The 25803-nt window shown below is 72.0% G+C and carries 25 protein-coding genes and 1 pseudogene; 11 read left to right on the forward strand and 15 right to left on the reverse strand.

The window, feature by feature from the left end; all coding sequences use genetic code 11:
- Nucleotides 1–93: 93 nt before the first annotated feature.
- Genes AB0I73_RS14965 through AB0I73_RS14975 form a run of 3 tightly spaced genes read right to left on the reverse strand, consistent with a single transcriptional unit; the run spans nucleotide 94 to nucleotide 3232 of the window.
- On the reverse strand, nucleotides 94–927 hold the full coding sequence (locus AB0I73_RS14965; RefSeq protein WP_363037345.1) for a sugar phosphate isomerase/epimerase family protein: 834 nt from the start codon (nucleotides 925–927) through the stop codon (nucleotides 94–96).
- Nucleotides 924–2084, reverse strand: coding sequence for a dihydrodipicolinate synthase family protein (locus tag AB0I73_RS14970; RefSeq protein ID WP_363037347.1), 1161 nt, complete (start codon nucleotides 2082–2084; stop codon nucleotides 924–926). Before AB0I73_RS14970 ends, AB0I73_RS14965 begins: the two co-directional genes overlap by 4 nt.
- Entirely contained in the window at nucleotides 2081–3232 is a 1152-nt protein-coding gene (locus tag AB0I73_RS14975; protein ID WP_363037349.1) for a Gfo/Idh/MocA family oxidoreductase, read from the reverse strand. Before AB0I73_RS14975 ends, AB0I73_RS14970 begins: the two co-directional genes overlap by 4 nt.
- 313 nt (nucleotides 3233–3545) lie before the next feature.
- On the opposite strand from AB0I73_RS14975, the gene AB0I73_RS14980 reads away from it, so the two are divergent.
- From AB0I73_RS14980 to AB0I73_RS14990, 3 genes are all read left to right on the forward strand, one after another.
- Complete coding sequence (locus tag AB0I73_RS14980; RefSeq protein ID WP_363037351.1) at nucleotides 3546–4592, forward strand: LacI family DNA-binding transcriptional regulator; 1047 nt, start codon at nucleotides 3546–3548, stop codon at nucleotides 4590–4592.
- Between the two features lie 367 nt (nucleotides 4593–4959).
- Entirely contained in the window at nucleotides 4960–5556 is a 597-nt protein-coding gene (locus AB0I73_RS14985; RefSeq protein ID WP_363037353.1) for a dihydrofolate reductase family protein, read from the forward strand.
- A gap of 71 nt (nucleotides 5557–5627) precedes the next feature.
- Nucleotides 5628–6428 (forward strand): sugar phosphate isomerase/epimerase family protein, encoded by an 801-nt coding sequence (locus AB0I73_RS14990; protein WP_363037355.1) that lies wholly within the window; start codon nucleotides 5628–5630, stop codon nucleotides 6426–6428.
- On the opposite strand, the gene AB0I73_RS14995 is transcribed toward AB0I73_RS14990, so the two are convergent.
- Nucleotides 6412–7371, reverse strand: coding sequence for an EamA family transporter (locus AB0I73_RS14995; protein ID WP_363037357.1), 960 nt, complete (start codon nucleotides 7369–7371; stop codon nucleotides 6412–6414). The two genes, AB0I73_RS14990 and AB0I73_RS14995, sit on opposite strands and share 17 nt — an antisense overlap.
- Nucleotides 7372–7492: 121 nt before the next feature.
- On the opposite strand from AB0I73_RS14995, the gene AB0I73_RS15000 reads away from it, so the two are divergent.
- The 3 genes from AB0I73_RS15000 (at nucleotide 7493) to AB0I73_RS15010 (ending at nucleotide 11548) form a co-directional block, all read left to right on the forward strand.
- Nucleotides 7493–8494 (forward strand): LysR family transcriptional regulator, encoded by a 1002-nt coding sequence (locus AB0I73_RS15000; protein ID WP_363037359.1) that lies wholly within the window; start codon nucleotides 7493–7495, stop codon nucleotides 8492–8494.
- A 322-nt stretch (nucleotides 8495–8816) separates the two neighbouring features.
- Nucleotides 8817–10745, forward strand: coding sequence for a glycoside hydrolase family 3 protein (locus AB0I73_RS15005; protein ID WP_363037361.1), 1929 nt, complete (start codon nucleotides 8817–8819; stop codon nucleotides 10743–10745).
- Nucleotides 10746–10906: 161 nt separating this feature from the next.
- On the forward strand, nucleotides 10907–11548 hold the full coding sequence (locus tag AB0I73_RS15010; RefSeq protein WP_363037363.1) for a hypothetical protein: 642 nt from the start codon (nucleotides 10907–10909) through the stop codon (nucleotides 11546–11548).
- Between the two features lie 44 nt (nucleotides 11549–11592).
- On the opposite strand, the gene AB0I73_RS15015 is transcribed toward AB0I73_RS15010, so the two are convergent.
- From AB0I73_RS15015 to AB0I73_RS15025, 3 genes are all read right to left on the reverse strand, one after another.
- Nucleotides 11593–13026, reverse strand: coding sequence for a S28 family serine protease (locus AB0I73_RS15015; protein ID WP_363037365.1), 1434 nt, complete (start codon nucleotides 13024–13026; stop codon nucleotides 11593–11595).
- A gap of 153 nt (nucleotides 13027–13179) precedes the next feature.
- Entirely contained in the window at nucleotides 13180–13566 is a 387-nt protein-coding gene (locus AB0I73_RS15020; RefSeq protein WP_363037367.1) for a hypothetical protein, read from the reverse strand.
- A gap of 99 nt (nucleotides 13567–13665) precedes the next feature.
- Entirely contained in the window at nucleotides 13666–17397 is a 3732-nt protein-coding gene (locus AB0I73_RS15025) for an ABC transporter ATP-binding protein (RefSeq protein ID WP_363037369.1), read from the reverse strand.
- 212 nt (nucleotides 17398–17609) lie between these two features.
- Here AB0I73_RS15025 and AB0I73_RS15030 point away from each other — a divergent pair, with 212 nt between their 5' ends.
- Nucleotides 17610–18458 (forward strand): endonuclease, encoded by an 849-nt coding sequence (locus AB0I73_RS15030; protein ID WP_363037371.1) that lies wholly within the window; start codon nucleotides 17610–17612, stop codon nucleotides 18456–18458.
- Nucleotides 18459–18552: 94 nt separating this feature from the next.
- Here the strand turns inward: AB0I73_RS15030 and AB0I73_RS15035 are convergent, their stop codons facing one another.
- Both AB0I73_RS15035 and AB0I73_RS15040 read right to left on the reverse strand, forming a co-directional pair.
- Nucleotides 18553–18825 (reverse strand): hypothetical protein, encoded by a 273-nt coding sequence (locus AB0I73_RS15035; RefSeq protein ID WP_363037500.1) that lies wholly within the window; start codon nucleotides 18823–18825, stop codon nucleotides 18553–18555.
- Nucleotides 18826–18842: 17 nt separating this feature from the next.
- Complete coding sequence (locus AB0I73_RS15040) at nucleotides 18843–19106, reverse strand: hypothetical protein (RefSeq protein ID WP_363037373.1); 264 nt, start codon at nucleotides 19104–19106, stop codon at nucleotides 18843–18845.
- A 130-nt stretch (nucleotides 19107–19236) separates the two neighbouring features.
- Between AB0I73_RS15040 and AB0I73_RS15045 the strand changes: the two are divergent.
- From AB0I73_RS15045 to AB0I73_RS15055, 3 genes and pseudogenes are all read left to right on the forward strand, one after another.
- A pseudogene (locus AB0I73_RS15045) lies at nucleotides 19237–19536 on the forward strand (Scr1 family TA system antitoxin-like transcriptional regulator); the annotation flags it as partial.
- Nucleotides 19529–19735, forward strand: a complete 207-nt coding sequence (locus AB0I73_RS15050; RefSeq protein ID WP_363037375.1) for a DUF397 domain-containing protein — start codon at nucleotides 19529–19531, stop codon at nucleotides 19733–19735. The pseudogene AB0I73_RS15045 and the gene AB0I73_RS15050, both read left to right, overlap by 8 nt.
- A gap of 115 nt (nucleotides 19736–19850) precedes the next feature.
- Nucleotides 19851–20456 carry a hypothetical protein gene (locus tag AB0I73_RS15055; protein WP_363037377.1) on the forward strand — a complete coding sequence of 202 codons (606 nt, stop codon included), beginning with the start codon at nucleotides 19851–19853 and terminating at the stop codon, nucleotides 20454–20456.
- A gap of 64 nt (nucleotides 20457–20520) precedes the next feature.
- Here the strand turns inward: AB0I73_RS15055 and AB0I73_RS15060 are convergent, their stop codons facing one another.
- From AB0I73_RS15060 to AB0I73_RS15085, 6 genes are all read right to left on the reverse strand, one after another.
- Nucleotides 20521–20919, reverse strand: a complete 399-nt coding sequence (locus tag AB0I73_RS15060) for a VOC family protein (protein WP_363037379.1) — start codon at nucleotides 20917–20919, stop codon at nucleotides 20521–20523.
- Between the two features lie 121 nt (nucleotides 20920–21040).
- Nucleotides 21041–21607, reverse strand: a complete 567-nt coding sequence (locus AB0I73_RS15065; protein ID WP_363037381.1) for a class I SAM-dependent methyltransferase — start codon at nucleotides 21605–21607, stop codon at nucleotides 21041–21043.
- A 241-nt stretch (nucleotides 21608–21848) separates the two neighbouring features.
- A complete protein-coding gene (locus AB0I73_RS15070; protein WP_363037383.1) occupies nucleotides 21849–22259 on the reverse strand; it encodes a VOC family protein in 411 nt (136 codons plus the stop codon).
- A gap of 81 nt (nucleotides 22260–22340) precedes the next feature.
- Nucleotides 22341–22733, reverse strand: a complete 393-nt coding sequence (locus AB0I73_RS15075) for an AraC family transcriptional regulator (RefSeq protein WP_363037385.1) — start codon at nucleotides 22731–22733, stop codon at nucleotides 22341–22343.
- 301 nt (nucleotides 22734–23034) lie between these two features.
- A complete protein-coding gene (locus AB0I73_RS15080; protein ID WP_363037387.1) occupies nucleotides 23035–23919 on the reverse strand; it encodes a septum formation family protein in 885 nt (294 codons plus the stop codon).
- Nucleotides 23920–24266: 347 nt separating this feature from the next.
- Nucleotides 24267–24998 carry an alpha/beta hydrolase gene (locus AB0I73_RS15085; protein WP_363037389.1) on the reverse strand — a complete coding sequence of 244 codons (732 nt, stop codon included), beginning with the start codon at nucleotides 24996–24998 and terminating at the stop codon, nucleotides 24267–24269.
- A 444-nt stretch (nucleotides 24999–25442) separates the two neighbouring features.
- Here AB0I73_RS15085 and AB0I73_RS15090 point away from each other — a divergent pair, with 444 nt between their 5' ends.
- The gene (locus AB0I73_RS15090) at nucleotides 25443–25799 is read left to right on the forward strand and encodes a peptidase inhibitor family I36 protein (protein ID WP_363037391.1); all 357 of its coding nucleotides are present in this window, start codon (nucleotides 25443–25445) and stop codon (nucleotides 25797–25799) included.
- The last annotated feature ends 4 nt before the right edge of the window (nucleotides 25800–25803 follow it).

A 25803-nucleotide genomic window follows, 5' to 3' on the forward strand; every position in this document is an offset into this window, starting at 1 on the left:
TTGGGAGCGCCGGGACGACATCCATGACGCCTTCCTGCAGTTGGCTGTCTGCCTCATCCTGCACCGGCGCGTCCGAGCACTCTGTTAGGACCTCTAAGCGGTGTGCTCCACGAACCGCCTCGCCGTCTCAGCGAGGACCTCGCGGCCGTCCCGGGCCCACAGGACGTCGTTGAACAGCTCGACCTCGATGGGCCCGGTGTAGCCGGCCGCCTCCACGTACCCCTGCCACTCGCGCATGTCGATCGAGCCGTCGCCGATCTGGCCGCGGCCGTTGAGGACGCCCTCGGGCAGCGGGGTGGTCCAGTCGGCGAGCTGGAAGGTGTGGATGCGGTCCTGGGCGCCGGCCCGGGCGATCTGGGCGGGCGCCGTGTCGTCCCACCAGACGTGGTACGTGTCGACGGTGACGCCGACCTGCCGGGCCGGGAACCGTTCGGCGAGGTCGAGGGCCTGGGCGAGGGTGGAGACCACGCAGCGGTCGGAAGCGTACATGGGGTGGAGGGGCTCGATGGCCAGCCGTACGCCGTGCTGCTCCGCGTACGGGCCGAGTTCGGCGAGGGCGTCCGCGATGCGTTCACGGGCGCCGCGCAGGTCCCTGGAACCGGCCGGGAGGCCGCCGGAGACCAGGACCAGGGTGTCGGTGCCGAGCGTGGCCGCCTCGTCGACGGCGCGGCGGTTGTCGGCGAGGGCGGCGGCCCGCTCGGCGGGGTCGAGCGCGGTGAGGAAGCCGCCCCGGCACAGGGTCGTCACCGTCAGGCCGGCGTCCCGGACCAGTTTCGCGGCCGCGTCGAGCCCGTACGCCCGGACGGGCTCGCGCCACAGGCCCACGCCCGGCACGCCCAGGTCGCGGCAGGCGTCGACGAGTTCCGGCAGGGAGAGCTGCTTGACCGTCATCTGGTTGATGCTGAAGCGCGCGAGGTCGGCTGTCATGGGGTCACCCCGTACAGGTGCAGCAGGGTCCTCATCCGTTCCTCGGCGAGCTTGGGGTCGGGGAACAGGCCGAGGCCGTCGGCGAGTTCGTAGGCGCGGGCGAAGTGCGGCAGGGAGCGGGCCGACTGCAGGCCGCCGACCATGGTGAAGTGGCTCTGGTGGCCGGCCAGCCAGGCCAGGAAGACCACGCCCGTCTTGTAGAAGCGGGTGGGGGCCCGGAAGAGGTGGCGGGAGAGTTCGACGGTGGGGTCGAGGAGGGCGCGGAAGCCGTCCGTGCTGTCCGGGGTCCCCGTGTCGAGGACCCGGACCGCTTCCGCCGCCAGCGGGCCCAGCGGGTCGAAGATGCCGAGCAGGGCGTGGCTGAAGCCCTGGTCGTCACCGGCGATCAGCTCGGGGTAGTGGAAGTCGTCGCCGGTGTAGCAGCGCACCCCCTGCGGCAGGCGGCGGCGCAGGTCGACCTCGCGCCGGGCGTCCAGCAGCGAGACCTTGATGCCGTCGACCTTGTCGGGGTGCGCGGCGATGACCTCCAGGAAGGTGTCGGTGGCCGCGTCGAGGTCCGAGGAGCCCCAGTAGCCCTCCAGCGCCGGGTCGAACATGGGGCCGAGCCAGTGCAGGATCACCGGTTCGGCGGCCTGGCGCAGCAGGTGGCCGTACACCTCCAGGTAGTCCTCCGGGCCGCGGGCGGCGGCGGCCAGCGCGCGGGAGGCCATCAGGATGGCCTGCGCGCCGGACTCCTCGACGAGCGCGAGCTGTTCCTCGTAGGCCGCCCGCACCTCGGCGAGGGCGCCCGAGGCGAGCTGGTCGGTGCCGACGCCGCAGGCGATCCGGCCGCCGACGGTCTTCGCCTCGGCGGCGGAGCGGCGGATCAGTTCGGCCGCGCCCGCCCAGTCCAGGCCCATGCCGCGCTGGGCGGTGTCCATCGCCTCGGCGACGCCGAGCCCGTGCGACCACAGGTGGCGGCGGAAGGCGAGGGTGGCGTCCCAGTCGACGGCGGCGGGCGAGTCGGGGGTGGTGTCGGCGTACGGGTCGGCGACGACGTGCGCCGCGGAGAAGACCGTGCGGGAGGTGAAGGGTGCTCCGGGGGTGAGGGAGAGGGGTTCGGCGCGGGGTTCGTACGTCCGCAACGACCCGTCCGGCGCGGGGAGTCGGATGCTCACAGGGCGATCTCCGGTACGTCGAGCCGGCGTCCCTCGGCCGAGGACTTCAGTCCCAGCTCGGCGAGCTGGACGCCGCGGGCGCCGGCCGGCAGGTCCCAGTGGTAGGGGGCGTCGGCGTAGACGTGCTTGAGGAACAGCTCCCATTGGGCCTTGAAGCCGTTGTCGAACTCGCCGTTGTCCGGGACCTCCTGCCACTGGTCGCGGAAGGTCTCGGTGGTGGGGATGTCCGGGTTCCACACGGGCTTCGGGGTGGCGGAGCGGTGCTGGACGCGGCAGTTCCGCAGCCCGGCCACCGCGGAGCCCTCGGTGCCGTCGACCTGGAACTCGACGAGTTCGTCGCGGTTGACGCGGACCGCCCAGGAGGAGTTGATCTGGGCGATCACGCCGCCGTCGAGCTCGAAGACGCCGTAGGCGGCGTCGTCGGCGGTGGCGTCGTAGGGCTTGCCGTTCTCGTCCCAGCGCTGCGGGACGTGGGTGGCGGCCAGGGCCTGGACGGAGCGCACGCGGCCGAACAGCCCGTGCAGGACGTACTCCCAGTGCGGGAACATGTCGACGACGATGCCGCCGCCGTCCTCGGCGCGGTAGTTCCAGGAGGGGCGCTGCGCCTCCTGCCAGTCGCCCTCGAAGACCCAGTAGCCGAACTCGCCGCGCACGGACAGGATGCGGCCGAAGAAACCGCCGTCGATGAGGCGCTTCAGCTTGAGCAGGCCGGGGAGGAAGAGCTTGTCCTGGACGACGCCGTGCCTGATGCCGGCCGCGTTCGCCAGCCGGGCCAGCTCCAGGGCGCCGTCGAGGCCGGTGGCGGTCGGCTTCTCGGTGTAGATGTGCTTGCCGGCCGCGATCGCCTTCTTGAGGGCCTCCTCGCGGGCGGAGGTGACCTGGGCGTCGAAGTAGACGTCGACGCCCTCGTCGGCGAGCACGGCGTCCAGGTCGGTGGAGACGTGCTCCAGGCCGTGCCGTTCGGCCAGCGCCCTCAGCGCGTGCTCGCGGCGGCCGACCAGGATCGGTTCCGGCCACAGCACGGTGCCGTCACCGAGGTCGAGGCCGCCCTGCTCGCGCAGGGCCAGGATGGAGCGGACGAGGTGCTGCCGGTAGCCCATCCGCCCCGTCACACCGTTCATGGCGATACGCACCGTCTTGCGTGTCACGTCGTTCCCTTCGTACGCGGTCCCCGCGCGCCGCGTACGCCCCACCCGTCACGCGCCGGCCGCCGCCGGCCGGCAGGGGCCGACGGCGGGCGACCGATGACTGGTGAACGTCACAGCAAGCGCTTTCTATGTAGCTAGAAGCTAGCCTCTGAACGGCGGTCCGGACAAGACCATGGCGAATCCGACTTGTTCGAGGGGGCGAACAACGGAGCGTGGAGCCGTAGGGTCTGCTCGACGGGCGGCCCCGGGAACCGCGGCGCGGGGGCCCGGCGTGGACGACGACGAGACGACCTGCGCGACCGGAGGACGAGACATGACGGTGACCCTGGCGGACGTGGCGGCCCGCGCGCAGGTCTCCCCCGCGACGGTGTCGCGCGTGCTGAACGGGAACTATCCCGTCGCCGCCTCCACCCGCGAGCGGGTGCTGAGGGCCGTGGACGAACTGGACTACGTGCTCAACGGCCCCGCGAGCTCCCTGGCCGCCGCCACCTCCGACCTGGTGGGCATCCTGGTGAACGACATCGCCGACCCGTTCTTCGGGATCATGGCGAGCGCGATCCAGTCCGAGATCGGGGGTCCGGGCGGGCGTGCGGGCGGGGAGAGGCTCGCGGTCGTGTGCAACACGGGCGGCACCCCGGAGCGCGAGCTGACGTACCTGACGCTGCTGCAGCGGCAGCGGGCCGCGGCGGTGGTGCTGACCGGCGGCGCCATCGAGGACGCCCCGCACCGGGCGGCCGTGGACGCGAAGCTGCGCAAGCTGGCGGACGCCGGGACCCGGGTGGTGCTGTGCGGCCGGCCGCCGGCGCCGGACACCGGGGCGACCGCGCTGACCTTCGACAACCGCGGCGGCGGCCGTGAGCTCACCGAGCACCTGATCGGGCTCGGCCACCGCCGCCTCGGCTACATCGCCGGCCCGCGGGAGCGCACCACCACGCGCCACCGCCTCGAGGGACACCGGGCCGCGCTCGCCGCGCACGGGATCGAGGAGGACCCCCGCTGGACCGTCCACGGCCGCTACGACCGCCGGTCCGGCTACGAGGCCACTCTCGAACTCCTGCGCAGGGATCCCGGGTTGACCGCCGTGGTCGCCGCGAACGACTCCGTCGCGCTGGGCGCGTGCGCGGCGCTGCGGGACTCCGGCCGGAAGATCCCCGACGACGTCTCGGTCGCCGGTTTCGACGACCTGCCGTTCAGCATCGACGCGGTACCGGCCCTGACGACGGTACGGCTGCCGCTCGCCGAGGCGGGGGCACGGGCCGGCCGGATCGCGATGGGCCGCGAGGAGCCGCCGCCCGGGGGCATCGCGTCCGTCCGGGGCGAGCTGATGGTACGGGGGTCCTCCGGTGCCCCCAGGGGGTGAGCGGGGCGCAGGGTCACACGGCCGCTCGATACGAAGCCCCGGTCACCGCGACGCCGGCGCGCGGGGCCCGTCGGACGCGGGACGCCCAGCCATACAGGACGCGCCGGCCGCGTGAAAGCGCGTCGGCCGGACCGTGGCGGGCGCGGGACGCGTCGGGCGCGTCGGGCGCGTCGGGCACGCGGTGCTTCGGCCCCGCGGGCCGTCGGCCGCAGTGGGCGCGTCGACCGTGCGCGTCGACCGTGCGCGTCGGGCGCGTCGCGGAGTTTCCGGTGGGAGCGATGAGTTCCGTCGGCGGTGCCGGTCTGCACCTCCGTCATCGCCCGAGCGAGCAGAGCGCGCAGGACGCGCAAGAGGAGCGGCAGCAGCCATGCGTATCGTGATCACCGAGTTCATCAGTCTCGACGGTGTCGTGCAGGCCCCCGGCGGCCCCGAGGAGGACACCGACGGCGGCTTCCGGCACGGCGGGTGGTCGCACGCGTACTTCGACCCGGAGGTCCTCGGCGGCGCCTTCGACGCCTCGCTGGAGAAGGCCGACGCGCTGCTGTACGGGCGCCGCACCTGGCAGACGATGGCCGGGGCGTGGCCCCAGCAGGCCGGGGACCCCTTCGCCGACCGGATCAACAGCCTGCCGAAGTACGTCGTCTCCGGCACCCTGACCGAGTCCGACCTGACCTGGAACAACAGCCGGCTCATCCCCGCCGGGGAGGCCGTCGCCCGCGTCCGGGAGCTGCGTGCCGCCGAGGGCGGCGACCTCGCGATGATGGGCAGCCCCACCCTCGTCCGCACCCTGCTGGGTGAGGACCTGGTGGACGAGCTGCAGCTCGTCGTCATGCCGGTGGTCCTGGGCGGCGGCAAGTCGATCTTCCCCGTCGACGGTGTGAAGCGCCCGTTCGAGCTGGTCCGGACGGCCACCGCGAAGTCGGGCGCCCAGGTGTGCGTCTACCGCAGGGCCGGCGAGGCCTGACACGGACCCGCGCGGGGGATCGGGGTGCCGAGGGGGAGTCGCCGGCGGGTGTCGCGGGTAGGTCCGTGGACATGAAGCTGGCGTTCTCCACCCTCGGTGTCCCCGGCCTGCCCGTGACCGACGTGCTCCGCCTCGCGACCACGCACGGCTACCACGGCGTCGAACTGCGCGCCCACCCCGAGGAACCGGTCAACCCGGGCCTCACCCCCGACGAACGGACCGAGGTCGCCGCCCGGTTCAAGGCGGCCGGCATCGAGGTCCTGAGTGTCGCGGGGTACGCCAGGGTCGCCGCGCCGGGCGAGGACGGCCCCGTCGTCGACGAGATCCGCGCCCTCCTCGGCCTCGCCCGCGACCTCGGCGCCCCCTACGTCCGGGTCTTCCCCGGCGGCACCCCCGAGCAGACCCCCGAGGAGGCCGACGCGACGGCCGCCCGGCGCCTGGGCACGGCCGCCCGGTACGCCGGTGACGTCGGCGTCCGCATCCTGCTGGAGACCCACGACTCCCACCGCACCGGCGCCGACGCGATGAGGATCCTCGGCCTCGTGGGCCACCGTCAGGTGGGCGCCCTCTGGGACGTGATGCACACCTGGCTGGGCGGCGAGCAGCCCGCGGAGAGCTTCGCGGCCCTCTCCCCCCACCTCGGCTACGTCCAGGTCAAGGACATCGCCTCCGCCGACGACACGACGCCGCTCCCCCTCGGCGAGGGCATCCTGCCGCTGGCCGACTGCGTGGAGATCCTCTCCCGCCACGGCTGGGACGGCTGGCTCTGCTGGGAGTACGAGAAGCGCTGGTACGAGCGGGCCGCCGACCTCCCCGCCCTGCTCGGCCCCGGCCACGCCCACCTCTCCCGCCTCCTCAACGACTCGGCCTGACCGACTCCCGGTCGGCGGATCCGCTGCCCCGGCCGACGGGTTCCTCCCGTCGGCCGCCCGGCGCCCCGGCGCCCTGCTTCGCGCCCCGCCCCCGCCGTGTGACCGACGCGAGCGCCACGCCTCCCACCAGCAGCACCGCCGCGCACCACCGCAGCGGCGTCACCGCCTCGCCGAGGAACAGGGCCGCCGACGACATCCCGAAGACCGGCACCAGCAGGGAGAACGGCGCCACCGTCGAAGCGGGGTGACGGCGCAGCAGCCACCCCCAGGTCCCGAAGCCGAACACGGTGGCGACCCAGGCCACGAACAGCAGTGCGCCCGCTCCCCGCCAGTCCAGTGAGCCCAGCGCCGCCAGGTCCCGCGAGGGGCCCTCCAGGAACAGCGACAACGCCAGCAGCGGCAGCACCGGCACCGTGCTCACCCAGACCATGAAGTTCAGGGCGTCGTCGGGCGCGGCCCTGCGGGTCAGCACGTTCGAGACGCCCCAGCAGGCGGCCGCCGCGACGACCAGGGCGAACGCGCCCAGGGGTCCCGAGGCGCCCTCGTCGACGGCGGCGACGGCGATTCCGGCCAGTGCCACCGCCATGCCCACGAGCCGGACGCCCGCGGGCCGTTCGCCGAGGACCAGGAAGGCGATGACAGCGGTGAACACCGCCTGGATCTGCAGGACCAGGGAGGACAGCCCGGCCGGCATGCCCGCGTCCATGCCGACGAACAGCAGCCCGAACTTGGCCACCCCGAGGGCGAGCCCCACCCCCGCGATCCACTTCCACGCCACCTTGGGGCGCCCGACGAAGAACACGGCCGGCAGTGCCGCCGCGAGGAAGCGCAGGGCGGAGAAGAGCAGCGGCGGGAAGTGGTCCAGACCGATCTCGATGACGACGAAGTTCACGCCCCAGACGGCGGTGACGAGAACGGCGAGCAGGACGTGGGAAGGTCGCATACGTCGAGGATCACCGCCGGAACACTTCAGCACCAGCGACGATTCCTGCATGGTTGGATGAAGCACCGCTTACCGGTCGCACCGCCCGCCGACCACACCGCCCACCGGTCAGGGAGCCGTCATGCTCGACCTCCAGCGCCTGCGCGCCCTGCACGCCGTCTCCGTCCACGGCACCGTCGGAGCCGCCGCCGTGGCGCTCGGGTACACCTCCTCGGCCGTCTCCCAGCAGATCGCCAAGCTGGAGCGGGAGACCAGGACGGTGCTGCTGGAGCGGGAGGGCCGGGGGGTGCGGCTGACCGACGCGGCACACCAGCTCGTCGCCACCGCACAGGAGCTGCTGGCGATCGTGGAGCGGGCGGAGACCGAGCTGGAGGAGCGGCGCGGGGTGCCGTCCGGGCGGCTGACCGTCGCGGCCTTCCCGTCGGCGGCGCGCGGACTGATGCCGTCCGTACTGGCCGATCTGGCCGTGCGCCATCCCGCGCTCGACACCCGGCTGACCGAGGTCGACCCGCACCTGTCCGTGGACCTGGTGGCCAAGGGGGCAGTCGATCTCGTCGTCGCGCACGACTGGGACATCGCGCCGCTGCCCGCCCCGGCGGGCGTGGACCAGGCGGCCGTCGGGGACGACCTGTGCGACCTGCTGGTGCCGAGCGGGCATCCGTTCGCGGGGCGCGGCGCGGTGCGGCGGGAGGAGCTGGGCGGTGAGCGGTGGATCTGCCAGCCGCCGGGGCGGGTCTGCCACGAGTGGCTGGTGCGCACCCTCCGGGCCGCCGGGCACGAGCCGGAGATCGTGCACCAGGCGGACGAGAACCCGACCCTGGTCGCCCTGGTCGCGGCCGGGCTCGGGATCGCGCTGATCCCCCGGCTCGGGCGCGGTCCGCTGCCCGAGGGGGTGGTGGAGGTGCCGCTCGACCCGGTGCCGGTACGGCACCTGTACGCGCTGTGGCGCACCGGCGCGGCCCGCCGCCCGGCGATCGCGGAGACCGTCCGCACCCTGCGCGCCCACTGGCCCGACGTCGCGGCCCGCCGGTCCCCCGCGCCGCCCCCGTCCCCGGCGGCCCGGGCCCGTTCGGCCGTCCCTCCGTCACCGGCGGCCGCTCGCACACCGTCCTCCCCGACCTGAGATTTCCGCCCGCACCCTGGAACCCCCGACCGCTCCGTCCCGTCCAATGCTCGGACTGCCGGACGAGTCTCCGTGGTGCGGTGTCGGCCTCGTTGCTGGCTGCGATCGCCGACCTACCCTCTCCGCCGTGCCGTGGCCGGCAGCACCGCCGCCATCGGCGCGCGCCCCCTCCCAGCGCGCCGGTGGCGGCCCCTCCCTCGCAGCACCCGCTCCCCCCGTGCCGCGCACTCCCTTGACTGGCAGAAACTTCCCGGATATTGGTGGCGTCCTGGAAGTTACCTTCAGCGGATTCCGTCGCGTATCACCTCCCAAAGGAGCGCACGTGCCCGACAGCAGCACGGGAAACACGGGAAACACGGGGAACACGGGGAACACGGAGAACACGGGAAGCACAGCAGGCACGGAAAGCACGGCGGGCACCGCACGTCCGTCCAGACGTACCGTCCTCGCCGCGACCGCGGGCGTCACCACCGCCCTCGCGGCCGGCGGCACCGCGCACGCGGCCGGAGCGTCCGCCGCCTCTCCCGGTTCCCCCGCCTCCCCCGACGACAGAAAGCTCCGCGCCCTCATCTCCCGGATGACCCTGGAGGAGAAGGTCGGCCAGCTGTTCGTGATGCGCGTCTACGGCCACTCCGCCACCGACCCCGACCAGGCGGACATCGACGCCAACCTCAAGGAGATCGGCGTGCGCACGGCCGCCGAGCTGCTCGAGAAGTACCGGGTCGGCGGCATCATCTACTTCGCCTGGGCGCACAACACCCGCGATCCGCACCAGATCGCCGGACTCTCCAACGGCATCCAGAAGGCGTCCCTCGGCCTGCCTCGCGGGCTGCCGGTGCTCATCTCCACCGACCAGGAGCACGGCATCGTCGCCCGCGTCGGCGAGCCGGCGACCCTGTTCCCGGGGGCGATGGCCATCGGCGCGGGCGGTTCCCGCTCCGACGCGCGCACCCTGGGCCGGATCGCCGGGCGGGAACTGCGCGCCCTGGGCATCCGTCAGGACTACGCCCCGGTGGCCGACGTGAACGTCAACCCGGCCAACCCGGTGATCGGCGTACGGTCCTTCGGCTCCGAGCCGGGCGCGGTGGCGGCGATGGTCGCGGCCGAGGTCTCCGGGTTCCAGCAGTCGGGGGTCGCGGCGACCGCCAAGCACTTCCCCGGGCACGGCGACACCGCCGTCGACAGCCACACCGGCTTCCCGGTGATCACCCACAGCCGTGAGCAGTGGGAGCGGCTGGACGCGCCGCCGTTCCGGGCGGCGATCGCCGCGGGCATCGACTCGATCATGACGGCCCATCTGATGGTCCCGGCGCTCGACGGCTCCGAGGACCCGGCCACCCTCTCCCACCCGATCCTCACCGGCATCCTGCGCGAGGAACTGGGCTACGACGGGGTCGTGGTCACCGACTCCCTCGGCATGGAGGGCGTACGGACCAAGTACGGCGACGACCGGGTGCCGGTGCTGGCGCTGAAGGCGGGCGTGGACCAGCTGCTCAACCCGCCGTCCCTGGACGTGGCCTGGAACGCCGTCCTGAAGGCCGTCCAGGACGGCGAGCTCACCGAGGAGCGGCTCGACGAATCGATCCTGCGGGTGCTGCGGCTGAAGGCGAAGCTGGGCCTGTTCAAGGACCCGTACGTGTCCCCGGGCGGCGTCGACCGCACCGTCGGCACCCGGGCGCACCTGGCCGCGGCCGACCGGATCGCCGAGCGGACCACCACCCTGCTGGTCAACGAGGGGCGCCTGCTGCCGCTGTCCCGGCGCAGCCGGCCGAAGCTGCTGGTGGTCGGCGCCGACCCGGCCTCCCCGTCCGGTACGACGGGGCCGCCGACCGGGGTGCTCGCCCGGGCGCTGACCGAGCTGGGCTTCACGGCCACCGCCCTGTCCACCGGGACCGCACCGTCCGCGGCGACGATCGCCGGGGCCGTGGCCGCCGCGCGGGACGCGGACGCCGTGGTCGTCGGGACGTACAACGTCTCGGCGGCCAGTAGCCAGCGGACCCTGGTCGAGCAGCTCCTGGCGACCGGCCGGCCGGTGGTCGCGGTGGCGATCCGCAACCCGTACGACGTGGCCCACCTGCCCGCCGTACCGGCGTGTCTGGCGACGTACTCCTGGACCGACGTCGAACTGCGGGCGGCGGCCCGGGTGATCGCGGGCAAGGCGGAGCCGCGCGGGAAGCTGCCGGTGCCGGTGCAGCGCGCGGACGACCCGGCGACGGTGCTGTACCCCGTCGGGCACGGGCTGACGTACTGACCGGCCGGCCCGTACGGACGCGTCCGGGCGCATGGACGTAGCGCCTGTACGCCACACACCCGACACACCGTCACCGACGCGCGCAAACTATCCCGTATGTCTGGCGTGACCCGCCCCGGCGGGTCACGCTGGACGGGGTTTTTCGGGGGATGGTGACGCGCATGAGGAGTTCCCTGGGAGCGGTGTGCGCGCTCGCCGCCCTTGCCACGGTGCTGTCGACCGGATGTCAGAGCGCGCTCGGCGGTGGCGGGGAGGACGGCCGCCCGGGCGAGCGGCGGACGGCGACGGAATCGCCCACGCCGACCCGGACCTCCGGGTACGGGGCGGTGTTCCTCGACGTCGACGAGTGCAGTTCGTTCGGCCGGACCAGTTTCACCGAGGTGTCCTGCGACGGCGAACGGGCGGCGGCCCGGGTCGTCGCCCGCCACGACGGGACCGTGCGCGACGGGCCGCGCTGCCCGGCCACCACGGACTTCGTGCTGCACATCAGCGAGCAGCACCCCTCCTTCGACGAGGACGGCGACGGGGCGGTGCCGCGCGGCTACGCCTGCATGCGCAACCTCCAGCCGCCGCACCCGGGCGATCCCGGCGGCGGGGGCGGCCCGCGCACCATCGTCGGCGACTGCGTCTACGGCCTGCCCGGCGGAAAGGTCCGCGAGACGGCCTGCGACGGCGAGGGGAAGCACAAGCCGGAGTACAAGGTGACCGAGGCCGTGGACGCCAAGTCGCGGTGCCCGGCGTCCACGGTCCTCTTCGTCCGGCTCGGCGGCGCCGCACCGGTGGGCTGCGCCCGCCCGGTGTGAGCCGCCCGGTGTGAGCCGCCCGGTGTGAGCGTCCGGCGCGTCCCCTACGGGCGCAGGGCCGGCTCCCGCTCGACGTCCCGCCGGTCCAGCTTGGCGTCGAACGCCGCCAGCGGCTTCGCCTCGGCCGGGTCCTCCCGGACCGCGGCCGGCGCGACGCCCGCCCAGTCGAGGATGCGGGCCGTCGCCAGCGCCTTCTCCTCACCGGCCAGACCGGCCACGTTGGCGCCGTGGTTCATGCCGGGAGCGGTCAGCACGTAGGAGTCGCGCGCGCCGTGCCCGAGCCGGAACGGCTCGGCGCCCCACGGGTCGTTCTCGCCGTAGACGAACAGCATGTGCCGGGCGTTGTGCCGCACCCAGGTGTCGACGTCCCGCATGGCCCGGTGCTCGAACTTCATCGGGATCGAGCGGGGGACGAAGGTGCGGGGCGGCTGGTAGCCGTGACGGACGTACTTCTTCTCGATGTGCGGGAAGCGGATGGTCGGTGCACCGAGCTGCGTACCGGCCTGGTAGTAGTACGGCGTGTACGGGCTGAGGCCCTGGTCGGTGTAGAACGAGAAGCCGGAGATCGTGTCGATCGAGGTCCAGATCTCGTCGTCGGTGGCGTTCTTCGCGTCCGCCGGGATCTGCTCGCAGTCCGCCACCGTGCTGTACTGCCAGAAGCCCCAGACGTAGTCGAGGACGACCGCCTCGTAGGCGCGGTCCAGGCTGCCGACGGTGTCGAAGGTGTAGCCGTCCTCGGCGGCGAGGGCCGCGTACCTCTTCAGCAGCGGCGCCCGGCGCACCAGCGCCTCGCGCTGCACCGCGTTCAGCCGGTCGCGGCACTCCTTGGTGCCGACCTTCGCGAAGAAGCGGTCGTAGGCGGAATCCTCCTTGTCCACCACGTCGTTGGGGGCGACGTAGGCGACGACACCGTCCATGTCACGCGGGTAGAAACGCTCGTAGTAGGTGGCGGTCATGCCGCCCTTGGAGCCGCCGGTGGAGATCCACTTCTTGGAGTAGATCCCCTTCAGCGCCTCGAAGAGGCGGTGCTGGTCACTGGCGGCCTGCCAGATGTCCAGCTTGGACCAGTCGGCCGGCTCGGGACGGGACGGGGTGAAGAAACGGTACTCCAGGGAGACCTGGTTGCCGTCCACGATCTGGGTGGGCTCGCTGCGGCGGGGCGTCGGCGAGACGTTGTAGCCCCCGGTGAAGAAGACGGTCGGCCGCGCGACGTCCTTGTGCAGCACGGTGATCCGCTGCTGGAACGTGCCCCGGGAGGGCCTGCGGTGGTCGACCGGCTGGGTGTAGTTGAGGACGAAGAAGCGGTACCCGGTGTACGGCTTCTCCTCGACCAGGCTCATGCCCGGTACGGAGAGCAGTCTCTCCTTGATGTCAGTGGTGCCGGTGGCCTCCGGCTCGGCGGCGGTGGCCGCCCCGGCCGTGCTCAGCGTGCCTATGAGCACCGTGAGCGCCAGCAGCCATCTGAGCGCCTTGCGCATGCGCACTCCCCTGTGAGACAGATGTGCGCCGGAAGCTATCGGACCAACTCCCCGCAGCAACAGGGGACATAGGGATATCCCTCGGTCAGGAGTTTCCTTGGGTCAGGTATGCCCCTGGGCCAGATGTGTCCCTGGGCCGGGTGTGTCCCTGGCTCAGCACAGGATCCAGCCGGAGCTGACCGAGCCGCCGCCCACCCGTCCCTTCACCCAGACGCACCGGCGGCCGGCGTGCACGGTGACCGGGCCGGCGTAGCGCGTGTAGCGGCCCTCGTCGACGACCGGCCGGCCGCCGCGCGCCCGGATGCTCACCGACATCGTCCGCCGGGTGCCGGGCTTCGCGGCGAGGGTGACGGCGCAGAGGTAGCCGCCGCGCTTGTGGACGACCACGGTGCCGGTGGAGAACGGCAGGGTGCGCACCTTGCGTCCCGCGCAGTGCCCCGCGGCCTGCGCGCCGCCCGGTGCTGCGGCGACGAGCAGCCCCGACGCGGTCAGCACCGCCAGACCGAACGCGAGCCGCCGCCGTATCGCTCCACTGCCCACTGCCGTTCCTCCCCCGAACCGCATCGCACCTGTCGCATCCGCCGCGCACAACGGCGTATGCGGATACGGACGCCTGGCGTACCGCGGATGGTTGCGCGGTCAGCGGCCGGCGCCGACCGGCTCCTCCGGTTCGGCCTGCCCGATGAAGGTCCGCCACAGCTCGGCGTACCGCCCGTCGCGGGCCAGCAGCTCCTCGTGGGTGCCGTCCTCCGCGACCCTGCCGTGGTCCATGACGACAACCCGGTCGGCGCGGGCGGCGGTGGTCAGCCGGTGCGCGACGACCAGCGTCGTACGCCGCCCCGCCAGCCGGTCCGTCGCCTGGTTGACCTGCGCCTCGGTGGCCAGGTCGAGCGCGGCGGTGGCCTCGTCGAGCAGCAGGACGTCCGGGTCGACCAGTTCGGCGCGGGCCAGGGCGATCAGCTGGCGCTGTCCGGCGGAGAGGTTCCGGCCGCGTTCGGCGACCTCGTGCAGGTAGCCGCCCTCCAGGGTGGCGATCATCTCGTGCGCCCCGACCGCGCGGGCCGCCGCCTCCACCTCGGCGTCGGTGGCGTCCGGGCGGCCGTAGGCGATGGCGTCGCGGACGGTGCCCGGGAAGAGGTAGGCCTCCTGCGGGACCACGCCGAGCCGGTGCCGGTACGCGGTGATGTCGAGGTCCCTGAGGTCGGTGCCGTCGACGGTGACCCTGCCCCCGGTGGGGTCGTAGAACCGGGCCACCAGCTTGACCAGGGTGGACTTCCCGGCGCCGGTCTCGCCGACGAACGCGACGGTCTGCCCGGCGGGGATGCGCAGGTCGATGCCGCTGAGCGCCTCCTCCTCGTCCCCGTAGGCGAAGTGCACGTCCTCGAAGGCGATCTGCCCGCGCAGGGAGGGCACGTCGAGGGGTTTCTCGGCGTCCTCGGTGGACGTCGGCTCCCGGAGCAGTTCCTGGATGCGGCCCAGGGAGACGGTCGCCTGCTGGTAGCCGTCGAAGACCTGGGAGAGCTGCTGCACCGGGGCGAAGAACAGGTCGATGTAGAGCAGGTACGCCACCAGCGCGCCGGTCGTCAGCGTCCCGTTGTCGACCCTGGCCCCGCCCACGATCAGCACCGCCGCCGCGGCCGACGACGCCAGGAACTGCACGAACGGGAAGTACACCGAGATCAGCCACTGTCCCCGGATCCGGGCGGCGCGGTAGTCGGCGCTGCGCTCGGTGAACCGCCGGTTGCCGTGCCGCTCGCGCCCGAAGGCCTGCACGATCCGCAGCCCGGACACCGACTCCTGGAGGTCGGCGTTGACCGTCGACACCCGTTCCCGGGCCAGTTCGTACGCCTTCACGCTGGCCCGGCGGAAGTAGAACGTGGCGACGATCAGCGGGGGCAGGGTGGCGAAGACGACCAGGGCGAGCTGGATGTCGATCACCAGCAGGACGCCCATGATGCCGAAGAAGGTGACCACCGAGACGAACGCGGTGACCAGGCCCGTCTGCAGGAACGTCGACAGGGCGTCGATGTCGGTGGTCATCCGGGTCATGATCCGGCCGGTCAGCTCGCGCTCGTAGTAGTCGAGGCCGAGCCGCTGGAGCTGGGCGAAGACCTTCAGCCGCAGCGAGTACAGCACGCGTTCGCCGGTGCGTCCGGTCATCCGGATCTCACCGATCTGCGCGGCCCACTGGACGACCACGGCGAGCAGGCCGAGCAGGGCGGCCGCCCAGACCGCGCCGAGGGCGGCCCGGGTGACGCCGTCGTCGATGCCGTGCCGGATCAGCACCGGCAGCAGCAGGCCCATGGCCGCGTCCACGGCGACCAGCCCGAGGCTGATCAGCAGGGGCAGGCCGAAGCCGCGCAGCAGGCGGCGCAGGCCGTAGGACTCCTCCCGCTGGACGGCCCGGCTCTCGTCGACGTCGGGGACGTCGTTCGCCGGGGGCAGGGCCGCGACCTGGGCGAGCAGCTCGGGGGTGGCCGGGCTGTCGGCCAGGGCGGTGTCCTTGGGCTCGCGGTCGCCGGTCCACAGGTGGGGGGTGACCCCGCGTTCGGCGTCGAACTCGGCGTCCAGCTCCGCGCGGACCGAGGTGTCCTCCGGGTGGGTCTCCTGCGGCGCGGCGGACGGGGTGTGGCCCGGGGAGACGCCGCCCAGCTCGTCGGGGTCGGTGAGCAGTCGGCGGTAGCGGGCGGAGCGCCGCTGGAGCTCGTCGTGGGTGCCGATGTCGGCGAGCCGGCCGCCGTCGAGGACGGCGATGCGGTCGGCGAGGTTGAGGGTGGAGCGGCGGTGGGCGATCAGCAGGGTGGTGCGGCCGCGCATGACCTGTGCCAGCGCCTCGTGGATCTCGTGCTCGACGCGGGCGTCCACGGCGGAGGTGGCGTCGTCGAGGACCAGCAGGCGCGGGTCGGTGAGGATCGCGCGGGCGAGTGCGACGCGCTGGCGCTGGCCGCCGGAGAGGGTCAGGCCGTGCTCGCCGACCGTGGTGTCGTAGCCCTCGGGCAGTTCCGTGATGAACCCGTCGGCCTGGGCCGCGCGGGCGGCGGCCACGATCTGCTCCTCGGTCGCGTCCGGGCGTCCGTAGGCGATGTTGGCGCGGACGGTGTCGGAGAAGAGGAAGGAGTCCTCCGGGACCAGTCCGATGGCGGCGCGCAGGGACTCGGTGGTCAGCTCCCGCACGTCGTGCCCGCCGACGAGGACGGCGCCGCCGGTGACGTCGTAGAAGCGTGGCAGGAGCAGGGAGACGGTGGACTTGCCGGAGCCGGAGGCGCCGACGACGGCGAGGGTCTCGCCGGGGCGGATCGCGAAGGAGAGGCCGCTGAGGACGGGGTGCCTGGGCTCGTAGCCGAAGGAGACGTCGTCGAACTCGACGGTCGCGGGGGCGTCGGCGGGGAGCTCCTTGGTGCCGTCGGTGAGGGACGGCTCGGTGTCGATCAGCTCCAGGACGCGCTCGGTGCCGGCGCGGGCCTGCTGGCCGACGGTGAGGACGACGGCGAGCATCCTGACCGGGCCGACGAGCTGGGCGAGGTAGGTGGAGAACGCGACGAACGTGCCCAGGGTGATGCTGCCGCGCACGGCGAGCCAGCCGCCGAGCGCGAGCATCGCCACCTGGCCGAGGGCGGGGACGGCCTGGAGGGCCGGGGTGTACCTGGAGTTCAGGCGGATGGTGCGCAGCCGCCCGGCGAACAGCCGCCGGCCGACCTCGCGCAGCTTCCCCGTCTCCTGCTCCTCCTGTCCGAAGCCCTTCACCACGCGGACGCCGCCGACGGCACCGTCGACCACGCCGGCGACGGCGGCGGCCTGGGCCTGGGCGTACCAGGTGGAGGGGTGCAGCCGGGTGCGGCTGCGTTTGGCGATCCACCACAGGGCGGGCGCGACGGCGAGGGCGACGGCCGTGAGCGGCAGCGACAGCGCCGCCATGATCCCGAGGGAGATCAGGAACAGCAGGATGTTGCCGATGGTCATCGGCAACATGAAGAGCAGACCCTGGATCAGCTGGAGGTCGCTGGTCGCCCGCCCGACGACCTGCCCGGTGGACAGCTCGTCCTGGCGGCGGCCGTCGAGCCGGGTGATCGACCGGTACATCTCGGTGCGCAGGTCGTGCTGCACGTCGAGGGCGAGCCGGCCGCCGTAGTAGCGGCGGATGTAGGTGAGGACGTAGACGAGGAGCGCGGCACCGATCAGGGCGCCCGCCCAGGGGGCCATGGCGCGGCTGTGGTCGCCGATCACGTCGTCGATGATCACCTTGGTGATCAGCGGGACCAGCGCCATCACGGCCATGCCGCCGAGGGAGGCACCCAGGGCCAGGAGGACGTCCTTGGGATAGCGCCAGGCGTATCCGGTCAGTCGTCGTGCCCATCCCTGTTGCGGTGTCACGCGGGTGCCCTCCGGTTCGGTCCTACGATCCGATCGTCCTGATCTTCCGGAAGGCTCCAACGCGTTCCGCGGCGGTTTTCATCCCCGCGCCCCCGGCGTCGGGGCTACCGAAGGGCGTCACGCAATCGCCACGTCACGTACATTCCCTTGACTGCATGCCCATGTCACGATGCCCGTACCGCCATTCAACCCGCGTAGATCGGACACCCCACATGCTCGCGATACGCATGCGCGCCCGGCGTCGGAAAGCGGTGGCGTTCGCCACGGCCGCCGTCCTCACGGCCCTCGCCGCCCCCGCCCTGGCCGTCACCCCTGCCACGGCGACGACCACCGGGACGACCGTGGCGACGGCCACGGCCGGCTCAACCACGGACTACGACTCGACGTACTACAAGAACGCGATCGGCAAGACGGGGACGTCCCTCAAGTCCTCCCTGCACACGATCATCAGCAGCCAGACGAAGCTGTCCTACTCGGCCGTCTGGGACGCCCTGAAGGTCACCGACCAGGACCCGAACAACAGCAACAACGTGATCCTGCTGTACTCAGGCATCTCCCGCAGCAAGTCCCTCAACGGCGGGAACGTGGGCAACTGGAACCGCGAGCACGTGTGGGCCAAGTCGCACGGCGATTTCGGTACCGCCACGGGGCCCGGCACCGACATCCACCACCTGCGCCCCGAGGACGTCCAGGTCAACTCCATCCGCGGCAACAAGGACTTCGACAACGGCGGCAGCACCGTCACCAACGGCGGCGGCAGCCGCACCGACTCCGCCTCCTTCGAGCCGCGCGACGCCGTCAAGGGCGACGTGGCACGCATGATCCTTTACATGGCCGTCCGCTACGAGGGCACCGACGGCTGGCCCGACCTGGAGCCCAACGGCAACGTCAACAACGGCAGCGCCCCGTACCACGGCCGCCTCTCGGTCCTGAAGCAGTGGAACGAGCAGGACCCGCCGGACGCCTTCGAGAAGCGCCGCAACCAGGTCATCCACGACTCCTACCAGCACAACCGCAACCCGTTCATCGACCACCCGGAGTGGGTCGAGTCGATCTGGTGACCCACCGTTCCGGCGACCCACCGTTTCCCGTGGTGCCCGGCGACACCGCCCCGGGCACCACGGGTGCCCGCCGTCCGTGCCGACCCAGTCGCCATCACTGCTCGGCCGCGCCGGCGCGGGCACCGCGGCTCTCGGCGATGCGGCGGACGTCCGTCAGCGCCTCGTGCATGCATCCGAGCAGGTACCGGAGCTGGTCGGCGGTCGCACGCCGGTCGGCCAGCAGGTCGGCGGCGTGCTCCAGGAGGTCATCGGCCATCCCGAGCTGCACGCGCTCGATGCCGTCGGCCACGCGGGACAGCGGACCGGTCCCGTCGGTGAGGAGGTAGCAGGGCTTGCCCTCCGTCCCCGCCCAGGGCAGCAGGCGCATCTCGCCGCTCCCCCTGCTCACGCCGCCGCCTCCACCCCGTGCACGGCGAGCCACAGCACACGGCGTCGCGCCCGGCGCTCATGAGCCACGAGGTAGGGGCGGACCATGGCGTTGTCCTCGCCCCGGAGGGTGCAGGAGCCGTCATGTTCCACGGCCGGCGATGCGGTGACGGCAGCGGGTGTCCGCGGGACGGCAAGGCAGGCGGTCCGCCGGTGCCGCCCTCGGCCGGGCATCAGAAGGTGGAGCGACGGCTCGACGAGCCGGGCGATGCGGTGGTTCATGTCGTCAACACCTCGGGTTCCGTGAAGGCGTCGCCATGTGTAGCGACCCGATCACAGTGTGAGACGGATGCCGTCAGGCTCGCCAGAGGTGAGCTGGTGACAGAGCTTTTGTCACAGGGAGGCTGACGGAGCAGAGCAGCTCATCCACCTCGTGCGCCTCGCCGAGACCGGACGTATCCGCGTGCACGTGATGCCGTTCGGCGTAGGGCTTCATCCGCTGATGGACAGCATGCTCACCCTGATGTGGTTCGAGGACCAGCCGCCGATGGCATACAGCGAGGGCCTACGGATGGGGCGACTGCACGACTCCCCGTCCGCTGTCCGCGAGTTGCAGCATCGCTACGATCTCGCGCTGAGCGACGCACTGTCGCTGAAGGAATCACTCGCCCTGCTCAGGGCCACTGCGAAGGAGTGCGGACACCATGACTGACCGGACCGCGGCAGGCACCCCGACGATGAGCGGCTGGCGCAAGTCCTCCTACAGCGACCCCAATGGTGGCAGCTGCCTTGAGGTACTCGATGGTCACCGCTGCGGCGTGCCGGTGCGGGACTCCAAGGTTCCGGACGGGCCGGTGCTGGTCTTCTCCGCAGCGGGGTGGGCGTCGTTCATCACCGCACTCCAGCAGTGACCCACCCCGCGAAAACCGTGAGCACATCAGCCCCCACTGTCCAGATGTCACTCATTTGAGCGCCCAAGGGACACTTCCCTGCCAACTGCTCACGGTTTTCGGCAAGGTGGCGGCCATGAGCCCACCCTTCAGGCACGACCCCGAGCTCCACGGCACGAGGCGGGTGATCAGCACCGTACGCACTCTCATGCGCACCGAGGGCCTGAACGTCCCCCTGGCCTCCGTCGCCCGGGACTGCGGGACGACCCGCAACTTCCTCTACCAGAACTGGAAATCCGTCACCGCGCTGCACCTGCACGCGCTGCAGGCCGAGCTTGCGGACGCCTTCGTCACGGCGGACCGTGCCTGCCCGAGCGACGGCACGGTCCCGGGAATCACCCGGCACCTGGTGGAGGTGGTCCGCACCATCCGCCGTCATCCGACCACGGCTGCCCTCGCCCGGTCCTCCCCCAAGGAGTTCGCGGCTGCGCACACGGCGCTCGACGGCCCGCTGGTGGGGATCGCGACGGACCGCATCGGCGATCTGCTCCATCCCCTCTGCCCGCACGGCGGGATCTGGGGCGGCCGCGCACTGTCCTCCAGACCCTGGAAGATCCTCTGGATCGCCCGCCCCGTCGCCCTCTGCCCCGAAGCCGCCGGCGACCGGCTCCGGGAAAACACCCTGGACAACGCCTTCACCGACCTGCTCAGCGACCTGCTGGAGCCCTGGGCGTCCGAGTGAGAACCCTGTAGACCCTCTCGGCCGGGAGCCACGAGGGGCAACGGCTGCCTGGTGAGCAGCCGCTTCAGGGGGTCGGCCGATTGCCGCCACCGGGTGCCCGGCTCAGGTCGACGACGCAGAAGATGTTGTCGTCCGGGTCGGCGAGGACCACGAAGTCGGGGTCGGGCGGGTAGAGGTCCCAGTCGACGGCCTGTGCACCGAGGCCGATCAGTCGTTGGACCTCGGCTTGCTGTTCCTCCGTCGTATCGGTGAAAAGGTCCAGGTGGAGGCGGGGGTACGGCTCCGCGGGCGACGTGCTGCGAAGCAGGCCGAGAGCCTGGCCGGAGCCGTCGGCATGGTCGAGTGTCCGCCACGTCTCACTCTTCCATTCCTCAGCGACCACCAGGTCCAGGGCCTGCGTCCAGAAGGCCACTGCGCGGGGAAGGTCCGTGACACCGATGACAGGAATTCCGATCTTCAGCATGCGGGCAGCCTAAGGTCTGCCAACGCTCCATCTTCGTGCGGAAGTTCCGGGCGGGCGCCGGCAAGGTATCGGCCACACCATCCTGGAGCGGGCCGACCAGATCCGCACTCGTCTCCGGAACCTAGGAGCGGCGCGCCGCGACAACCGCCGAACTGGCCGGCGTGGTGAGTACTTCGGTGGCGTCCAGGGCTGGATGGGTGAGGTAGAACAGGCGGAGTTCGTCCACCTCGCCGCCGAAACGAGGAGGCCAATGGGGCGAGGGGGTGAAGTCGTCCAGGATGAGCAGGCCACCGGGAGCGAGTAACCCGATGACCCCCTCGGGGTCGTCACGCTTGCCTCCGCCGTCGCAGAAGAAGACGTCGAAGGGGGCCTGCTGCTCGAGCAGCCGCCAGTCCCCGGTGAGAACGCTGACACGGTCGTCGTCCGCGAAGACACCGGCCGCTCGACGGGCCAGTTCCCCGTCACGCTCCACGGTGACCAGGCGGGCACCGGCGCCGAGGCCACTGTGCAGCCAGGCGGTGCCCACTCCCGAACCGGTGCCGCTCTCGGCAATGACCCCCTGGGGCTTCGCGACAGCGGCCAGCCTGAGCAATTTGCCCACCTCGGGGATGCAACTCTTCTTGAATCCCGCCTCGGAGGCGATCCGCTCCGCGGTCACCACGCGAGGCGGAATCGGACGGACTGTCATGCGGCCACGCCCCTTCACAGTGAACAGCACGCTATCCACCGGCAGAGACCTCCGCAGCCGATCGAACGACCAACATTCTGCAGGCAGCGAAAGGTCGACCACCCGGAGTGGGGAGAGGCGATCCGGTGGCGGACGGACCGCTGATGCGGGCGGCGACGGGCACCGGCCGCCCGGCTCCGCGCAGGTGCGCCGCGGAGCGTAAGGGTCGGCACCGGCCCGTCCGGCAGCCGTTCGGAACGTCTCAGACCTTCGGCTGGGTGAAGCGGATGCGGTTGCCGAAGGGGTCACGCAGACCGCAGTCGATTCCGTACGGGCGCTCGGTGGGTTCCTCGGTGAACTCCACGCCCTTCTCCAGCAACCTCTCGTAGGTCTTGCGGCAGTCGTCCGTGGTGAGGATGAACCAACCGCCCATGGCGCCCTTGGTCACCAGCTCGCGGACCTGCTCCGCCGTCTCCTCCGACATCGCCGGAGCGCCCGGCTTCTCCAGCAGGATCTGCCGCTCGGGGTGGCCGGGGACGCCGACGGTCAGCCAGCGCATGAAGCCCATGTCGACGTCCGCGGTGACCTCCAGACCGAGCTTGCCGACGTAGAAGTCGAGGGCCTCGTCCTGGTCGAGGACGTACATCTGTGAGTGTGTGATGACGTTGAACATGACGCTCACGCTATCCAGTCGGCGGGCAGAAAACTTATCCAAAACTGCTCGGTTCCCGGGCGCCGAGCGCCTGCCGGAAGATCAGGCACTCGGCCGGGTCCACGCCATCGTGAAGCACGTCGGCACGCTCACGGCCGTCGCCTCCTTGCGGTACGTGCGCGGTGACCGGCCGACGATGTCGCGGAACGTGCGGCTGAAGGTACCCGGGCTGCCGAAGCCGACCTCGAAGCCGATGGCCGTCACGCTGCGGTCGGTCTCCCGCAGCAGGAACATCGCCCGTTCCACCCGGCGGCGCTGGAGGTAGCGGTGCGGTGTCTCACCGAACGTGGCCCGGAAGGTCCGCGTGAAGTGCGCCGGTGACACATGCGCGATGCGCGCCAGGGCGGGGACGTCCATCGGCTGCGCGTAGTCGCGGTCCATCACGTCCCGCGCCCGGAGCATGCGGCGGTTGGTCTCTTCGGTGGCACGGCTCACGCCGCCATCCCATCACGGTCCACCGCACCCTGTCCGGGCCGGCCACGGCCGGCACACCGCCGACGTGCGCCGACGCGATGCTCCGGCAACTGTCCGCGCCGTAGACGTAGATGCCCTCGTACGCCCATCGGCAGGTGTCGCCCGTGCTGCGGCTGTCGCCGCAGCCGCGCGTCCCGGTCCGCGAGCCGGATGCGGCCGGCGAGGGGAGGGATCCCTCCTTGTCGGCGGCGTCGAGAACGAACAGGCCCAGGAAGCGGGGCCGGGTCCCTGACGGACACGGCCCCGCTGATCCGACGGGGCGTCAGCCCGCCCAGACCTCGGCCTCGTCGGCCGGGACGGTGGTGACCAGGCCCAGCTCCTTGCGGGCGGCCACCGACTCGTTCGGGTCGATGTCGGTGAACGCCGGGTCGTAGGCGGTGTAGAACGCGTCGACGTCGGCGGCGTTCGCGGCCTTCTTCCAGTTCCCGGCCGCCTTCGTCAGCGTCGCGCGGAGCTTGCCGACCTCGGTGCCCTCGATGCCGCCCAGGCCCTCGACGTGCGCGTCGAGGGCAGCCGCGACGGCCTTGGCCTGCGCCTTGTAGCCGGCCAGGTCCTCCTCGACGTCCTCCTCGGGCTGGTTCGCCCACAGGGCCTCGTAGACCGCGTTCGAACCCTCGAGGTACGTGGTCTGCTCGGGCTTGAGGGACTTCGCGGTGTCCAGCGAGCCCTCGAACGTGCCCTTCTCCGCGGTGTAGGTGCAGCTCACCGCGCGGTCACCCGTCGCCCAGCTCTCCTTGGTCGGGGTGTAGTAGGAGAGGCCGACGCCCTCGGGGAGCGCCCAGGTGTCCGGGGCGTACTTCTGCGCCTCGACCGAGCAGCGCTCGTCCGCGATCGCCGAGACCTCGTCGTCGCCGGGGTACTCCTTGCCCTCGTCGATCTTGAACTCGCCGACGACCTGGCCCTCGTGCGCCTCTTCGCAGGGCACGATCTCGATGGCGTACGCCTCCCCCTCGGCCTTGCCGTTCGGGTTGTAGCAGTCGCCGACGTCCAGCGAGAACACCGAGCGCTGGCGGGCCACCTTCTTCGCGCCGTCCTTGGCGCTGTCGACGGCGTCGGAGACGTCCGAGCATCCCACCGCGCCGATCGCGAGCAGGGCGACAACGGCGGATATGCCGCGAAGGGAACGGTACGAAGCACGGATTGTCATGACGTGTACATCCTCTTATGTGATCTTTATGAGGGGCGCACGCATCGTATGCCATTCCCATGGCCCGGCCGCACGGAAGCCCTCACCTCATCGCAACGTCTCTGACTCGCGACGGGCCGCGAGGGTTGTACCCGCACTTTTCGCAGGTGGGAGCCGGGAGGGCCCTGTGAACACTTCTGGGGAGCCGGGCGCTGTCGAGCGTGGAGGGACGTGCGCGAGGGCGGGCGTACCGCGAGGTACGGATCCGTCACGAACCGCTGGAGCCGTCGGCGACCAGCTGCTGTGGCTGAGCACCACAATGGTTGATGGGGTTTCAGGGACGTCAGGTGGACCCGGTGTTGCCGTGATCAGCTGACGGCGGGGAGCTGCCGGGCGAAGCGGCGGACGGCATCGGTGAAGGCATCTGGATCGTCGAAGTTCGCGAGATGCCTGGCCCGCGGGATCAACTCGACGCGAGCGTGGGGATGCGCGCGGGCGAAGTCCGCCTCGCCGGACCGGAAGACGACGTCCTTCTCGCCGTTCAGGATCAGGACCGGAGCCTTCACGGAACGCATCGCATCCGCCTCGAAGCGCCCCAGTACCTCGCTCCAGGCTGCCGGCAGGGTATGGAAGGCGTAGCCGGATCGGATGGTCGCCTCCACCACCTCTGGCGGATAGAGCCGCCGCAGCAACCGGTCGTTCCACCGGGCCAGCCGGTCTTCCGGTACACGGGGGACCAGTCCGGCGACCCACCTGTACGGCAATGCCCTGAGGCCGCGGGTGGAGGCGCTGGCTCCCGCGAGGATCAGCCCGCGCAGTCGTTCCGGACGGCACCGCGCGAACTCCAGCGCGGCGTATCCGCCGAGCGAGTGCCCGACGACCAGAGCCGGCCCTCGGCCGAGCGAGTCGACCGCGGAAGCGATGATCTCGGTCGCACTGCTCAGGCTCCAGGGTTGAGCCGAGCGTTTCCCATGGCCGGGCAGGTCGACGGCGACCACCGGGAATTCGTCCTGGAGCGCGGCGAGCTGCACGCTCCACTGTCCCGCGCTGAAGCGCGTCCCGTGGACGAAGACCACGGGCACCGCATCTGCTGCCGTCATCGCTCTCCCGAGGTGGTACCGCCCGTCTGACTATCCCGACGCGGTGGCGGCCCACCGGGTTGCTCAGGCACACGAGTTCCCTGCCACAGGGACGGCCGGTGCTCGAGCGTGCAAGCACTCTGCCGCAACCAGGAGCGGGCGGAGAAGCATTCTTCCGGTTCCTCGTTGCCAACGGTCCACGTTCTGCGGGTGTCGGAGGGTCGGCCACCCGGAGCGGGTCGAGTCGGTCCGGTGACGCCGGGCGCCGGTGCCCCGGGCCCGCGCGCCCCCGCGCGTGCGGGTCCGCCGCTCGGCGGGGAGCACGCTGCCGGGCCTCCGGTTCACTCCATCCGGTGGTGTGGGCGGCGTCCCGGGCCGGCCGGTCCCGCCCCGCCAGGAGCATGGGATCGCCCCGGCACGTCCGCCGGGGCGATCCGGTTCCACGACGTCCTGATGGAGAGTGCTGTGAAGATTCGCTCCTGGTCCCTCGCCGCCGCCCTCGCCCTGACCGCGGTCCTGTTGCCGGCCCACGCGGCGTCCGCCGCGCCGGCCGCGCCCCCGTCCTGCCCCGACGGGTCGGTGTGCTTCTGGAGCAAGGAGGGCTTCGGCGGCGACTACTGGGAGTGGACCGCGCGCAGCGGCTACCGCGACATGCCGCCGCGCCTGCACGACCGCGTCGGCTCGTTCGTGGCCAGTACCCGGGCCTGTTTCGTGAACTGGCAGCCGGTCGAGAAGCGGAACGTCTTCAACGGCGACTGGCGCTCGCGCTACCTCGGCGACTTCGGCGGGCGGATCGACGGGGTGGGCCCGGGCGGCTGCTGATCCG

This window comes from Streptomyces sp. NPDC050388 (assembly GCF_040655635.1).
Lineage (GTDB): Bacteria > Actinomycetota > Actinomycetes > Streptomycetales > Streptomycetaceae > Streptomyces.

Coding starts and splice junctions, on each gene's coding strand:
- AB0I73_RS15055 (WP_363037377.1), top strand. CDS start 19,851: ATGAGCCCACCCTTCAGGCACGACCCCGAGCTCCACGGCACGAGGCGG.
- AB0I73_RS15015 (WP_363037365.1), bottom strand. CDS start 13,026: ATGCGCAAGGCGCTCAGATGGCTGCTGGCGCTCACGGTGCTCATAGGC.
- AB0I73_RS15000 (WP_363037359.1), top strand. CDS start 7,493: ATGCTCGACCTCCAGCGCCTGCGCGCCCTGCACGCCGTCTCCGTCCAC.
- AB0I73_RS15030 (WP_363037371.1), top strand. CDS start 17,610: ATGCTCGCGATACGCATGCGCGCCCGGCGTCGGAAAGCGGTGGCGTTC.
- AB0I73_RS15035 (WP_363037500.1), bottom strand. CDS start 18,825: ATGCGCCTGCTGCCCTGGGCGGGGACGGAGGGCAAGCCCTGCTACCTC.
- AB0I73_RS14980 (WP_363037351.1), top strand. CDS start 3,546: ATGACGGTGACCCTGGCGGACGTGGCGGCCCGCGCGCAGGTCTCCCCC.
- AB0I73_RS15040 (WP_363037373.1), bottom strand. CDS start 19,106: ATGAACCACCGCATCGCCCGGCTCGTCGAGCCGTCGCTCCACCTTCTG.
- AB0I73_RS15050 (WP_363037375.1), top strand. CDS start 19,529: ATGACTGACCGGACCGCGGCAGGCACCCCGACGATGAGCGGCTGGCGC.
- AB0I73_RS14985 (WP_363037353.1), top strand. CDS start 4,960: ATGCGTATCGTGATCACCGAGTTCATCAGTCTCGACGGTGTCGTGCAG.
- AB0I73_RS14995 (WP_363037357.1), bottom strand. CDS start 7,371: ATGCGACCTTCCCACGTCCTGCTCGCCGTTCTCGTCACCGCCGTCTGG.
- AB0I73_RS15080 (WP_363037387.1), bottom strand. CDS start 23,919: ATGACAATCCGTGCTTCGTACCGTTCCCTTCGCGGCATATCCGCCGTT.
- AB0I73_RS15010 (WP_363037363.1), top strand. CDS start 10,907: ATGAGGAGTTCCCTGGGAGCGGTGTGCGCGCTCGCCGCCCTTGCCACG.
- AB0I73_RS15085 (WP_363037389.1), bottom strand. CDS start 24,998: ATGACGGCAGCAGATGCGGTGCCCGTGGTCTTCGTCCACGGGACGCGC.
- AB0I73_RS14990 (WP_363037355.1), top strand. CDS start 5,628: ATGAAGCTGGCGTTCTCCACCCTCGGTGTCCCCGGCCTGCCCGTGACC.
- AB0I73_RS15070 (WP_363037383.1), bottom strand. CDS start 22,259: ATGTTCAACGTCATCACACACTCACAGATGTACGTCCTCGACCAGGAC.
- AB0I73_RS15065 (WP_363037381.1), bottom strand. CDS start 21,607: ATGACAGTCCGTCCGATTCCGCCTCGCGTGGTGACCGCGGAGCGGATC.
- AB0I73_RS15060 (WP_363037379.1), bottom strand. CDS start 20,919: ATGCTGAAGATCGGAATTCCTGTCATCGGTGTCACGGACCTTCCCCGC.
- AB0I73_RS14965 (WP_363037345.1), bottom strand. CDS start 927: ATGACAGCCGACCTCGCGCGCTTCAGCATCAACCAGATGACGGTCAAG.